This window comes from Kribbella sp. NPDC051936, from assembly GCF_040680955.1.
Lineage (GTDB): Bacteria > Actinomycetota > Actinomycetes > Propionibacteriales > Kribbellaceae > Kribbella.
In genome coordinates, this window is sequence record NZ_JBFAXS010000001.1 from 618,167 (window position 1) to 630,713 (window position 12,547).

The 12,547-nt window shown below is 69.7% G+C and carries 17 protein-coding genes; 14 read left to right on the plus strand and 3 right to left on the minus strand.

What is annotated here, in order from left to right; genetic code table 11:
- Positions 1–18 precede the first annotated feature (18 nt).
- Both AB0L64_RS03200 and AB0L64_RS03205 read left to right on the plus strand, forming a co-directional pair.
- Positions 19–861 carry a DUF72 domain-containing protein gene (locus AB0L64_RS03200; protein ID WP_363707182.1) on the plus strand — a complete coding sequence of 281 codons (843 nt, stop codon included), beginning with the start codon at positions 19–21 and terminating at the stop codon, positions 859–861.
- A gap of 19 nt (positions 862–880) precedes the next feature.
- A complete protein-coding gene (locus tag AB0L64_RS03205) occupies positions 881–1,333 on the plus strand; it encodes a hypothetical protein (protein WP_363707183.1) in 453 nt (150 codons plus the stop codon).
- Between the two features lie 107 nt (positions 1,334–1,440).
- Here AB0L64_RS03205 and AB0L64_RS03210 read toward each other — a convergent pair whose 3' ends face one another.
- Together AB0L64_RS03210 and AB0L64_RS03215 are read right to left on the minus strand one after the other, a co-directional pair.
- Complete coding sequence (locus AB0L64_RS03210) at positions 1,441–1,932, minus strand: methylated-DNA--[protein]-cysteine S-methyltransferase (protein WP_363707185.1); 492 nt, start codon at positions 1,930–1,932, stop codon at positions 1,441–1,443.
- Between the two features lie 36 nt (positions 1,933–1,968).
- Positions 1,969–2,799, minus strand: coding sequence for a carbon-nitrogen hydrolase family protein (locus AB0L64_RS03215; protein WP_363707187.1), 831 nt, complete (start codon positions 2,797–2,799; stop codon positions 1,969–1,971).
- Positions 2,800–3,179: 380 nt separating this feature from the next.
- Between AB0L64_RS03215 and fgd the strand changes: the two genes are divergently transcribed.
- Genes fgd through AB0L64_RS03235 form a run of 4 tightly spaced genes read left to right on the plus strand, consistent with a single transcriptional unit; the run spans position 3,180 to position 5,543 of the window.
- On the plus strand, positions 3,180–4,184 hold the full coding sequence (gene fgd, locus AB0L64_RS03220; RefSeq protein ID WP_355693103.1) for a glucose-6-phosphate dehydrogenase (coenzyme-F420): 1,005 nt from the start codon (positions 3,180–3,182) through the stop codon (positions 4,182–4,184).
- 10 nt (positions 4,185–4,194) lie between these two features.
- Positions 4,195–4,770, plus strand: a complete 576-nt coding sequence (locus AB0L64_RS03225; protein WP_363707189.1) for a GNAT family N-acetyltransferase — start codon at positions 4,195–4,197, stop codon at positions 4,768–4,770.
- Positions 4,771–4,808: 38 nt separating this feature from the next.
- A complete protein-coding gene (locus tag AB0L64_RS03230) occupies positions 4,809–5,393 on the plus strand; it encodes a GNAT family protein (protein ID WP_363707191.1) in 585 nt (194 codons plus the stop codon).
- Between the two features lie 24 nt (positions 5,394–5,417).
- A complete protein-coding gene (locus AB0L64_RS03235) occupies positions 5,418–5,543 on the plus strand; it encodes a hypothetical protein (protein WP_363707193.1) in 126 nt (41 codons plus the stop codon).
- A 16-nt stretch (positions 5,544–5,559) separates the two neighbouring features.
- Here the strand turns inward: AB0L64_RS03235 and AB0L64_RS03240 are convergent, their stop codons facing one another.
- Positions 5,560–6,321, minus strand: a complete 762-nt coding sequence (locus AB0L64_RS03240; RefSeq protein WP_363707195.1) for an IclR family transcriptional regulator — start codon at positions 6,319–6,321, stop codon at positions 5,560–5,562.
- A gap of 100 nt (positions 6,322–6,421) precedes the next feature.
- Here AB0L64_RS03240 and AB0L64_RS03245 point away from each other — a divergent pair, with 100 nt between their 5' ends.
- The 8 genes from AB0L64_RS03245 (at position 6,422) to AB0L64_RS03280 (ending at position 12,505) form a co-directional block, all read left to right on the plus strand.
- On the plus strand, positions 6,422–7,621 hold the full coding sequence (locus tag AB0L64_RS03245; RefSeq protein WP_363707198.1) for an aldolase/citrate lyase family protein: 1,200 nt from the start codon (positions 6,422–6,424) through the stop codon (positions 7,619–7,621).
- A gap of 9 nt (positions 7,622–7,630) precedes the next feature.
- Positions 7,631–7,870 (plus strand): thiamine-binding protein, encoded by a 240-nt coding sequence (locus AB0L64_RS03250; RefSeq protein WP_363707200.1) that lies wholly within the window; start codon positions 7,631–7,633, stop codon positions 7,868–7,870.
- A complete protein-coding gene (locus tag AB0L64_RS03255) occupies positions 7,863–8,270 on the plus strand; it encodes a helix-turn-helix domain-containing protein (RefSeq protein ID WP_363707202.1) in 408 nt (135 codons plus the stop codon). Before AB0L64_RS03250 ends, AB0L64_RS03255 begins: the two co-directional genes overlap by 8 nt.
- Positions 8,271–8,359: 89 nt before the next feature.
- A complete protein-coding gene (gene uraD / locus AB0L64_RS03260) occupies positions 8,360–8,854 on the plus strand; it encodes a 2-oxo-4-hydroxy-4-carboxy-5-ureidoimidazoline decarboxylase (RefSeq protein ID WP_363707204.1) in 495 nt (164 codons plus the stop codon).
- Complete coding sequence (gene uraH / locus AB0L64_RS03265; RefSeq protein ID WP_363707206.1) at positions 8,851–9,168, plus strand: hydroxyisourate hydrolase; 318 nt, start codon at positions 8,851–8,853, stop codon at positions 9,166–9,168. The genes uraD and uraH overlap by 4 nt, the downstream gene beginning before the upstream one ends.
- 6 nt (positions 9,169–9,174) lie before the next feature.
- Positions 9,175–10,083 (plus strand): factor-independent urate hydroxylase, encoded by a 909-nt coding sequence (gene pucL / locus AB0L64_RS03270; RefSeq protein WP_363707208.1) that lies wholly within the window; start codon positions 9,175–9,177, stop codon positions 10,081–10,083.
- Positions 10,080–11,423, plus strand: coding sequence for an 8-oxoguanine deaminase (locus AB0L64_RS03275; RefSeq protein ID WP_363707210.1), 1,344 nt, complete (start codon positions 10,080–10,082; stop codon positions 11,421–11,423). The genes pucL and AB0L64_RS03275 overlap by 4 nt, the downstream gene beginning before the upstream one ends.
- A 116-nt stretch (positions 11,424–11,539) precedes the next feature.
- Complete coding sequence (locus AB0L64_RS03280; protein ID WP_363707212.1) at positions 11,540–12,505, plus strand: type IV toxin-antitoxin system AbiEi family antitoxin domain-containing protein; 966 nt, start codon at positions 11,540–11,542, stop codon at positions 12,503–12,505.
- Positions 12,506–12,547: the final 42 nt, after the last annotated feature.

Sequence of the window (12,547 nt, forward strand, 5' to 3'; positions counted from 1 at the left end):
GGGGACCATAATCGAGGGATGACGCGCTGGCCGGACTCGCCGTACCGAGTGGGGATCTCGGGCTGGCGCTATGCACCCTGGCGGAAGGTCTACTACCCCGACGGGCTGCCGCAGCGCCTCGAGCTCGAGTACGCGTCCTCCCGCTTGAACTCGATCGAGCTCAACGGCTCCTTCTACGCCCTCCAGCGCCCCACCTCGTACCAGCGCTGGTACGACGAGACGCCCGACGGGTTCGTGTTCTCGGTCAAGGGGCCGCGCTTCGTCACGCATCTGAAGCGCCTGGCGGACGTGGACGCGCCGCTGGCGAACTTCTTCGCGTCCGGTGTGCTTGCGCTCGGCAACAAACTCGGGCCGGTGCTGTGGCAGCTGCCGCCCAACTTCCAGTACGACGCGGAGCGCTGCGCCGCGTTCTTCGAGCAGCTGCCGCGAAGCACCGTCGAGGCGGTCGAGGTCGCCAAACGCCATGACGAACGGATGGAAGGCCGTGCGCTGCTGGAGACTGCCGTCGACCAGCCGATCCGGTACGCACTCGAAGTACGGCACGACAGCTTCAAGACCAAGGAGTTCGTCGAGCTCTGCCGGGAGCACGACGTCGCGGTCGTCTGTGCCGACACCGCGGGCAAGTGGCCGATGTTCGGCGACGTCACCGCGGAGTTCGCCTACGTCCGGCTGCACGGCGCCGAGGAGCTCTACGTCAGCGGATACGACGACAAGTCCCTCGGTCGCTGGGCGCGGAAGATCCGTTCCTGGAAATGCGACACCTACGTGTACTTCGACAACGACGTCAAGGTGCACGCGCCGTACGACGCGGAGCGGCTGGCCGGAAAGCTCGGAATCACTTCGGCCGACACCGAAGCATGAAGGACTTAGCGTCGGCGCTATGACACAGAACCCCGGAGAACTCGTCGAGCAGGCCGTCGGGCGATGCCTCCAACTCGTCGTGACCTGGCCGGCCTGGGACGGCGAACCGCGCACGTCCGACGACGGCCGCACGTTCACGCCGCACAAGGCGGTACGCCGGATCGCCGATCACCTGGTCGATCACCTGGCGGAGGTCGAGTCGCTGCTGGCCGGCGTACCGACGCAGCCCGACGAGTGGCACGCGAGTGCGCTCACGTCCGCCGCGGACCTCGCGCCGTTCACCGCGGAGGACGTACGCGAGGCCGAGCAGCGACTGCAGCGGCTCGGGCGGACGTTCACACTGCGGTACGCCGCTCTCGACCCGGCCGAGTGGGACAAGGACCGCAGCCCGAACTGGACGCTCCGCGAGATCGCCGAACACCTCACCGAGCTCGACTGGTACGCCGCCCAGGTCGGCGATCTGAGTCGATAGCGCGGACGCCCGTCACTCACCAACCACGCCGCACCGCCGCGCGGCACGCTCATCGGCGGTCTGCCGCCGTCGATTCGCGGGGGTTGGTGAGTGGCTGAGGTCCGCCTTCAGAACAGCCGCGCCCCCACCGGCTCCTCTACGTCGAGCAGGAACTGCTTGCGCTTCAGCCCGCCCGCATAGCCGGTGAGCGACCCGTCCTTCCCGATCACCCGGTGGCACGGCACCACGATCGAGAGCGGGTTCTGCCCGACCGCCTTGCCGACCGCCTGCGCCGTCTCGCCGAGCCGTGCCGCGATCTCGCCGTACGTCGTGGTCTCGCCGTACGGGATCTCCTCGAGCACCGACCACACGCGCCGCTGGAACACCTCGCCCTCCAACCGGGTCGGCAGGTCGAAGGACCGGCGCGCGCCGGTGAAGTACTCCTCCAACTGCTCGACGACGACCGCGATGAGCGGGTCGGACGCCTCGACCCGCTCACCCAGCGTCTCCGCCGACGGTTTCACCCAGTGGTGCGGAAAATAGATTCCGAGCAGTTCCGTCCCCGACACCACCACCGTGAGCTCCCCGATCCGGGTGCTGACCACCGCATGCCTGTTCATACAGACAGAACGTGTCAGCACCCGGACCTGTGAGGGCTACGGGGTGACACGGTCCCGCGTCCGGCGACGGAAGTCGCGGCCGACGGCGGTGAATTCGTCGGTGTGCAGCTCAGCGATCGCGACCGACGGCGTGCCGTCCTCCGCGCACTGCGTCAGCCATTGGCCGCGGGGACCCGCGACCCCGGACGTGAGGTCGGTGTCCGGGTTGGCCGTGGCCGCGAGGCTCACCCAGCAGGTGTTGTTCGCGGCGGCTCCACGGACCTGCACCCCGATGTGCGCGTTCACGCCCTCGTTGTTCGCGTACGACACGAGGACGACGTCAGTGCCGAGGCGGTCGTACTCGGTGAACAGCTCCGGGAACAGCACGTCCAGCCCGAGCGCGAGCCCGAAGCGGACACCGTCGACCTCGAACGTCACAGGCTCCTTGCCCGCGGAGTACATCCAGGTGACCTTCGTGGTGGACAGCATCCGCTCGTCGTACCGGGTGACCAACTTTCCCTGGTCGGACACGACGTACATGCTGTTGTGCGGCCGGGCGTCGGGGACCTGGTGGACGGACGGGATCACCGTCCAGATCCCGAGCTCGCGGGCGAGCGCGACGATCTGGTCGAGCTCCCCTTGCAGCGCGGCCCAGTCGGCCTTGGTCCAGTCGGACGGACCGACCTCGTCCGGGCCGAGCTCGGACATGATCACCTTGCTCGGGAAGCAGATCGCTCCCTCCGGGAAGTGCACCAGCCGCGCGCCTGACCTGGCGGCCTCCCGCATCAGTCGGCGGACCTCGTCGCCGCTCTCCCGGAGCAGGGCGGCGTTCGTCGGGTCTTCACGAACCGTCGACTGCGTGACGGCGATCCGTAGGGCTTCCGGCATGTCTGGTTCTCCTTGAGGAGTCGGACGGAAGTGCCGGAGGGCAGCCGTGTAGGACTCGCCGGTCTTCGCGGCGCGGGCTCGAACCCGTTGTTTGAGATTCCTGTGCGCTGTCATCTGGCCTTCCACGCACTCGCACGCGATCCCCCAGCGATCCCGTCGAGGCGGATGACCAGGACGAGCGGCCCGAGACAGGGAGTCCCTTTGCCTTCTCACGGTGACCGAGCTGGGGCCGGTCGACGAAGGTGAGGCGCGGGCCGCGCCGGATCCACATCCTTCCCGACCCCGGCGGCCGGAGTCAATCAGGCCCGCCGGGCGGCATAAAGTCGGACCCGGGCGCGGTTGTCTTCCGGAGTACGCGCAGACGACGTTGGGAGCAGAGGGTGAGCATTCGGGTCGGGTACAAGGCTTCGGCGGAGCAGTTCGGGCCGCGGGATCTGGTGGAGTACTCCGTGCGGGCCGAGGAACTCGGGCTCGACAGTGTGACCGTTTCGGACCACTTCCTGCCGTGGCGGCACGAGGGCGGCCACGCGCCGTTCGCGCTCGCCTGGCTGGCCGCGGTCGGCGAGCGGACCAACCGGGTGCTGCTGGGTACGTCGGTGCTGACGCCGACGTTCCGCTACAACCCGGCGGTCATCGCGCAGGCGTTCGCCACCCTCGGCGTGCTGTACCCGGGTCGGGTCATGCTCGGCGTCGGCAGCGGCGAGGCGCTCAACGAGATCGCGGTCTCGGGTATGGAGTGGCCCGAGTTCAAGGAGCGGTTCGCCCGGCTCCGGGAGTCGGTGCAGCTGATCCGCGACCTGTGGACGAAGGACGGCGTCAGCTCCGACGGGCCGTACTACAAGACCGTCGACGCGTTCATCTACGACCGCCCCGAGACCCCGCTGAAGGTGTACGTCGCCGCCGGCGGGCCCCTGGTCGCACGGTACGCCGGGCGCGCCGGTGACGGGTTCATCGCGACGTCCGGCAAGGGCATGGACCTGTACACCGAGCAGCTGATGCCCGCCGTCCGCGAAGGCGCCGAGAAGGCCGGGAAGAAGTTCGAGGACGTCGACCGGATGCTCGAGGTGAAGATCTCCTACGACCGCGACCCGGCCCAGGCGCTGGAGAACACCCGGTTCTGGGCGCCGCTGTCGCTGACCGCCGAGCAGAAGCACAGCGTGACGAGTGCGACCGAGATGGAGCGGCTGGCCGACGAGCTGCCGATCGAGCAGGTCGCCAAGCGGTGGATCGTGGCGTCGGACCCGGAGGAGGCGGTGAAGCAGCTCCAGCCGTACGCCGACGCGGGCTTCAACCACTTCGTCGTCCACGGTCCGGGCAACGACCAGGAGCGTTTCCTCACCCAGTTCACCGAGGATGTCCTTCCGCTGCTGCGCAAACTGGGCTGACAATCGCTGGGTGGGTGACTACGAGATCGTCCAGGACAACGACCCGCGGTGCGCCGAGCTCGAAGCGGCCGGCTACCGCGTGGTCGCCGAATCCTGGGCGGTGCGGCTGTTCGACCCGGATCGGGAGCTGCTGGAGTCCGCCGTACTCCGGGCCACGGCCGGCGGACTCACGATCCGCGAGCTCGGCGCCGAGTCCGCCCGGGAGTTGCACGAGCTGGAGAAGTCCAACGAGCCGGACTACCCGTACACGCCCGCAACGCACCGCGTGGTCGGAGAGCTGGCCGAGACCCGCGCGCTCTGGCCGGAGCACCGGGTGTTCGGCGCCTTCGACGGCAACCGGCTGGTCGGCGCGACGGTCATCCGCGCGAAGGACGGCTTCGGGGACACGCGGTTCACGTCGGTCCTGTCCACGCACCGCCGCCGCGGCGTCGCGCAGGCCGTGAAAGCCGCCTCGATCCTCGCCCTCCTCGACATCGGCATCACCCGCTTCAGCACCGGCGGGGCCGCCGCCAACCAGGCCAGCCTCCAAGCCAACCAGTCCCTCGGCTACAAACTCACCGAACACTGGCGCACCTACGCCCCCTGAGGGCCCCGGCCGGCGGGCAGGCGGAATAGCATCTCGGGATGCCTCTGCTTGTGGGATCGGTGTTGTCTCGGGGGACTTTGCGGGATGTGGCGCAGCCGCGGTTGGCGGTGGGGGACGGGTTGTTGTTGCGGCCTTGGCAGGGGAGGGATGCCGACGTCGTACGAACGGCGTTCGGGTGTCCTGACATTCAGCAGTGGCATGTTCGACGCCTGGACACGCTCGAGGAGGCTGGGGAGTGGGTCGGGCAGTGGGCTGATCACTGGGACGCGGAGACGGCGGCGAGTTGGGCAGTCGTCGGTCATGACGATGAGCCGCTCGGCCAGGTCGGGCTGCGGGAGGTCTCGCTGACACAAGGCTCGGCGGCACTGTCCTACTGGGTGACACCGTCCGCCCGTGGGCGGGGCGTCGCAGCCGCAGCGGTGGACTCGTTGTCCGCTTGGGCCTTCGGTCAGGCCGGGTTCAACCGGCTGAACATCCACCACTCCACCGCGAACACCGCGTCCTGCAGGGTCGCGACGAACGCCGGCTACCAGCTCGAAGGCACCCTGCGGCAGGCGATCATGCACGCGGACGGCTGGCACGACTGGCACGTGCACGGCCGACTGCGCACCGACAGCCGATAGCTCGAGGTGCGTACTGTCTGGGAAATGCGGACACCTCAGCAGTACCTGCGTGGTGAGTTGGTGGTCGAGGCAGGGTGGGGCTGGCACGTGCTGGCCGACCCGGACGGAAACGAGTTCTGCGTCCTGCAGCCGCCGTCTCACCGCGGGTAGCACCGCGGCGGGGCTGTCAGTGGAGGTCTTCGGAGAGCGACTTGGCGGCCTGGGTGAGGAGCGGGATGGCGCGTTCTACCAGCGGCTCGGTCATGCGTCCCGCGGGGCCGGAGATGGAGATGGCCAGCGGGGAGGGCGCGTCGGGCACCGCCACCGCCACGCACCGTACGCCGACCTCCTGCTCGCCCTCGTCCATCGCATAGCCGTCGCCGGCGGCCTGATGGAGTTGGGCGGTGAACGCGTCGGGGCTGGTGATGGTGTTGTCGGTGTGCTTCGGCATGCCGGTGCGGCGCAGGAGCTCGCGGACCTCGGCGTCGGCGTACTGCGCGAGGATCGCCTTGCCGACCGCCGTGCAGTGCGGGAGGACGCGGCGGCCGACCTCGGTGAACATCCGCATCGAGTGCCGCGACGGGACCTGCGCCAGGTACACGATCTGGTCGCCGTCGAGCATCGCCATGTTCGCGGACTCGCCGAGCTCGTCGACGAGCCGCGCGAGATGCGGCCGGGCGAACACACTCAGCATGTGCGACGAACTCTCCCCGAGCCGGATCAGCTTCGGTCCGAGCACGTACTGCCGCGACGGTTCCTGACGCAGGTAGCCGAGGTCGACCAGGGTGCGCACCAGCCGGTGGATCGTCGGCAGCGGCAGCCCGGAGGCCGTGGCCAGCTGCGACAGGCCCATCATCCCGCCCGCGTCGGCCATCGTCTCGAGCAGCCCGAAGGCGCGCTCGATCGACTGCACGCTGCCGGTCCGGCCCTTGCCGTTCGTCTCCGCCATGACACCTACCTTTCCGGATCACGGAAGTTTAGCGCCAGATCCCGGAAGGTCGAATGCTTGCGCCTTCCGCAGAGTAGATATTAGTCTCCACAATACGGAAATGGAGGCTGCAGTGGACGACCTGATGGCCGAGCTCGACCGACGTCTGGCGGCTGCCGACGCCGCGCTGGCCGCCGACTACCGCGGTGACCGCGGGGTCCGGCAGCCGATCCACACCGTGTACGTCCCGGCCGACCGGTACGACGTCCGCACGGTGGACGACTGGGGCGCGCAGGCCCGTGCGGCTCTCGACGAGTACGCCGGCTCGGCCGCCGACCTTGCGAAGATCGTCGCGGCCGATCTGACCGACGACGTGTACGAGCGGGTCCGCGCCAAGCTCGAGCGCGAGCCGATCGAGGATCTCCGCATCGACTTCGAGGACGGCTACGGCAACCGGCCGGACGACGAGGAGGACGCCGCGGCGATCGCCGCCGCCGAAGCTCTCGCGGCCGGCCCGCGGACGCCGTACCACGGTCTGCGGATCAAGTCGTTGGAGGCGCCAACGAGGCGACGCGGAGTCCGCACGCTCGACCTGTTCCTCGAGCACCTCGGGGCGGTCGACGACGGCTTCGTCATCACGCTCCCGAAGGTAACCTCGGTCGAGCAGGTCGAGGCGATGGTGCACGTCCTCGAGACACTCGAGCAGAAGCACGGCGTACGGCGGCTGAACTTCGAGATCCAGGTCGAGACCCCGCAGGCGATCCTCGGCGCGGACGGTACCGCGCTGATCGCCCGGATGGTCAAGGCCGGCGGCGAGCGCGTCACCGGGCTGCACTACGGCACGTACGACTACTCCGCCTCGCTCGGCGTCGCGGCGGCGTACCAGAGCATGGAGCACCCGGTCGCCGACCACGCGAAGGACGTGATGCAGCTGGCCGCGGCCGGTACCGGCGTCTTCGTGTCCGACGGCTCGACCAACGTCGTGCCGGTAGGCGACGCGGTCCACGACGCGTGGCGGCTGCATTTCCGGCTGGTACGGCGTTCGCTCGCGCGCGGCATCTACCAGGGCTGGGACATGCATCCCGCCCAGCTGCCGACCCGCTTCGCGGCGACGTACCTCTTCTACCGGGAGGGGTACGACGAGGCCGCGCAGCGTCTGCGGGCGTACCTGGGTGACGGCGAGTCGGGTTACCTCGACGAGCCGGCGACGGCTGTCGCCCTGGCCGGTTTCGTGCTGCGCGGCATCGAGTGCGGCGCGATCGAGACGACCGAGTTCGACACCGCGGCCCTGGCTCGACTCGCCCGCCGGGACATGCCCTAGCCTCGCACCATGCGACTGGTTGCGGAGTTCACCACGGAACCGTTCGACGTGGACGGGTCGCCGCCCGCGCACGCCACCGAGGCGCTGCGCGCGGCGGAGGAGGCCGGGCTCGACTGCGACTTCGGCCCGCTCGGTACGCAGGTCAGCGGCGAACAGCACCTGTTGCTGCCCGCCCTCCCGAAAGTGCTCGAGGCGGCGTTCGCCGGCGGCGCGAGCCAAGTGACCTTGCAGGTACGGCGCGATGCCTGAGCAGCATCCCCTGGTCGAGGCGATCACGCCGCTGGTGGAGCGGCTGAACGCCGAGCTGATCGCGCCGGCGGACGCCCGGGACGACGACATCCCGCTGAGGTGGGAAGGAGAGGCGGTGGTCGCCGTCCGGCTGCCGAAACCCGCCGACGGCGGCACCGCTGCCGCCGTGGCCGGTATGGGCGCCGGAACAAACGCCGGCGGTGTGCAGGGCCTGCTGGCAGAGGTAGCTGACGAGTTGGGCGGTCCGCTGCGCGACCTGTCCCGGCATGACAAACAGCAGGCCGTTCTGCTGCTGGAGGCGCGCGGCGCGTTCGAGTACCGCAAGTCGGCCGAGATCGTCGCCGAGGCGCTCGGCGTCACCCGCTTCACCGTCTACAACTACCTGAACCGCGCCCGCTGATTTTCAACAAACTGTTGACGACAGGCGGAGCGGGTGTCACGCTCTCGTCATACGGAAAGTCGATTTCGGGATTCGAGAAGGTGTGATCCGTGGACCTGGAGGAGTTCAACTCCACTGCGGCCGACCGGCTCCGGCCGGCACTGGCGGCCTGCTGCGACGTGCCCCGCTGGGTCGACGCGATCCTGGCCAAGCGGCCGTACGGCGATCGCGCGGCGCTGACCGCGGTCGCCGACCAGTTGCTCCGCGAGCTCGACGACAACGAGGTCGATCGCGCGCTCCAGGCGCACCCGCGGATCGGTGACCGCCCGCAGGGGGCGGGTGCCGAGGCCAGCTGGTCGCGGAACGAGCAGTCCGGCGTCGGCGCGGACCCGGCGGTCCGGCAGGAACTTGCCGAGGGCAACCGTCAGTACGAGGACCGGTTCGGCCGGGTGTTCCTGATCTGTGCGACCGGGCTGTCCGCGGCGCAGATGCTGGACAGCCTGCGGACCCGTCTCACGCACGACGACGCGACCGAGGCAACCGTCGTCCACGAGGAGCTGCGCAAGATCGCGCTGCTCCGGTTGAGCAAGGTGGTGGAGGCATGAGCTCGCTCAGCACGCACGTCCTCGACACCGCGCTGGGGCGACCGGCGCAGAACGTCGAGGTCCGGCTCTACCGGGGCGACGCCCTCGAGGCCGGCGGTACGACGGACGCCGACGGCCGGATCGCCGAGCTGCAACCGAAGCTCGAGCCGGGCACCTACCGGCTCTGGTTCGACGTCGCGGCGTACGCGAAGGCCACCGGCCAGGACATCTTCTTTCCCGAGGTCTCCGTGACCTTCACGGTCGCCGACGAGCGGCACTACCACGTCCCGTTGCTGCTCAGCCCGTTCGCGTTTTCCACCTACCGAGGGAGCTGACCTCCGATGGCCATCCACCTGGGCGCCAACCAGTACGGCAAAGCCGAGAACCGCGTCGTCCGCGTCTACCGCGACACGCCCCGGCACCAGATCCGCGACCTGAACGTGTCGACGTCGCTCCGCGGCAGTTTCGAGGCGGCGCACACGACCGGCGACCAGGCCGACGTACTGCCGACCGACACGCAGAAGAACACCGCGTTCGCCTTCGCCAAGGAGAAGGGGATCGGGGCGATCGAGGACTACGCGCTGACGCTCGGCGCACACTTCCTGGACGCGTCGCCGGCCGCGGAGGGCGCGCGGATCGAGGTCGAGGAGTACGCCTGGGAGCGCATCGACGACCACGACCACGCGTTCGTCCGGGCCGGCACCGGCGTCCGGAACACCGTCGTCAACGTCGAGGGCCGGGGTGCGCAGCGCAAGGCGTACGTCGTCTCCGGGATCAGCGATCTCGTCGTGCTGAAGTCGACCGGGTCGGAGTTCCACGGTTTCCTGAAGGACAGGTACACGACCCTGCAGGAAACCGACGACCGGATCCTGGCGACGTCGCTGGTCGCGCGCTGGCGGTACGACGCCAGTCCGACCGGGGATGGCTCGGTCGACTGGGACAAGTCGTACGACGGCATCAAGAGGCTGCTGCTCGAGCGGTTCGCGAACATCCACAGCCTGGCCCTGCAGCAGACGCTCTACGGCATGGGTTCCGCGGTGCTGGAGGCGCATCCGGAAGTCGCGGAGATCAAGTTCTCGGCGCCGAACAAGCACCACTTCCTGGTCGACCTGTCGCCGTTCGGGGTGGAGAACCCGGGTGAGGTGTTCATCGCCGCGGACCGCCCGTACGGCCTGATCGAGGCGACCGTGACACGCGACGACGCCGGCGACGCCGGGTCCGCCTGGCACGCGACGCCGGGATTCTGTTGAGCAGGACCGTGATCGAGGGCGCCTACGTGGCGACCCTCGATCCGGCCCGGCGCGAGTTCGTCGGCCACGTGGTTGCCGAGGGCAATCGCCTGGTCGCGGTCGGGCCGGGGCCCGCGCCGTCGTACGACGATGCTCGCATCGTGGACGGGCGGGGCTGCCTGGTCACGCCGGGGTTCGTGAACACGCATCAGCACCTGTACCAGTGGGTGACGCGCGGGCTCGCCGCTGACGCGACGCTCTTCGAGTGGCTGACGACGCTGTACCCGGTCTGGGCGCGGATCTCCGAGGAAACCGTGTACGTCGCGGCACGGGCGGCACTCGCCCAGCTCGCGCGGACCGGCTGCACGACCGTGGCCGATCACCACTACGTGTTCCCGCGCGACGGCGGCGACCTGCTCGCGGCCGAGATCGCCGCCGCGGGTGAGATCGGTCTGCGGTTCCACCCCGCGCGCGGCTCGATGGACCGCGGTCAGAAGGACGGCGGGTTGCCGCCGGATTCCGTGGTCGAGAACCGCGACGAGATCCTCGCCGCGACCGAGGCCGCGATCGACCGCTGGCACGACCCGTCACCGGACTCGATGCTGCAGATCGTGGTCGCGCCGTGCTCGCCGTTCAGCGTGAGCGGTGAACTGATGCGCGAGTCGGCCGAGCTGGCGCGGCGTCGCGGCGTACGGATGCACACGCACCTCGCCGAGACCACCGACGAGACTTCGTGGTGCCAGGAGACGCACGGGTGTACGCCCCTGGAGTACGCCGACCAGCTCGGGTGGACCGGTCCGGACGTGTGGTTCGCGCACGGCATCCACTTCGACGACGCGGAGATCAAGCACCTCGGCGGCACCGGTACGGGCGTCGCCCACTGCCCCAGCTCCAACGCCCGCCTCGGCGCCGGCATCGCCCGCGCCGCAGACCTCCGCGCCGCCGGATCGCCCGTCGGCCTCGGCGTGGACGGCGCGGCCAGCAACGAATCCGGCAGCCTGGTGGAGGAACTGCGCCACGCCCTCCTCTTCGCCCGAGCCCGCGGCGGCCCACAAGCCCTGACCGTCCGCGCCGCACTGGAAATGGCGACTCTGGACGGCGCCCGCATCCTCGGCCGCTCCGCCGACCTCGGTTCCCTCGAACCCGGCAAACTCGCCGACCTCGCCGTCTGGAACCTCACCACCCTCCCCCACGCCGGCATCCCCGACCCGATCGCAGCCCTCGCTCTCTCCACACCCCCACCCCTAACCCTCCTCCTCAGCAACGGCCACCCCATCGTCGAACACGACGTACTCCGCACCGCCGACGAACCCACCCTTTCCACCGACGTAGCTCGGACCCAAGCCCGGTTGCTGGGGTGAGTGGACAGGCGCCGGGGTCGGGGAACAAGGAATAACCTGTCTCGGGACCCCGGGGCTTATCCACAGATGCGCGATCGGACGTCCGGGCGGGGTGCGGAACGTGCACCTTCTTGGGCATGAACAGGCGACTGGAAGTGATTGCGGCCGAGCGGGGCGGGTGGTTCACGCGCCCGGACGCGGTCGCCGCGGGGTACAGCGACAGCGAGTTGCGGCAGCGGGTGCGAAGCGGGCAGTGGCTCCGACTGAGCTTCAACTCGTACGTCGACCCGCGCGGCTGGCCGGCCGACGAGCCGCCGTGGGAGCGCGCGATCCGGCTCCATCTGCTGAACGTGCGGATGGCGAGCGCGCGGCTCGGTGACGTCGTCGTGAGCCATCAGTCCGCGGCCGTGCTCCACGGTCTGCCTGTCTGGGGGACCGATCTGACGAGGGCGCACTTCACTCGCGTCGCGTCAGGCCGCGCCCGGAGCGGTCGAGGGATCCGGATACACCGCGGAACGCCTGCTGTTGACGAGCTCGTGGAGGTCGGCGGTCTGCGGCTCACGAGCGTCGATCGGGCGATCGTGGAGACCGCTTGTACGACTTCGTACGAAGTCGGCGTGGTCCTCGCGGACGCCGCGCTCCGAATGCGGCTCACCACCCCGGAGCGGCTGGCCGACGTCGTACGACGGCATCGGCGCCGGCACGGCTCTCCGGCCGCGACGGCCGCCGCGCAGTTCGCGAACGCCTTGAGCGAGTCGGTCGGGGAATCGCGCCTGCGCGTGCTGCTGGCGAACCACGGTCTGCCGGCACCGCAGCTGCAGGTGGAGATCCGGGATGCCTTCGGCCGGCTGATCGGGCGGGTCGACTTCCTGCTCGCGGGCGTGCTCGTCATCGAGTTCGACGGCGCGCTGAAGTACGGCAACACCGCGGACGCCGTACTCGCGGAGAAGTGGCGCGAGGACCGCCTCCGCGAACACGGGTACGGCGTGTTCCGCGTCGGCTGGGCCGACCTCGACCACCCGCGCGACACGGCCGCCCGGATCTGGGACGCGCTGAAGAGACACACGGCGGGGTCTGGGAACAAGCAATTGCTTGTTCCCTGACCCGAGCAGGTGTCGTCCGACGCCTCCGGGGCCGACCTTCGC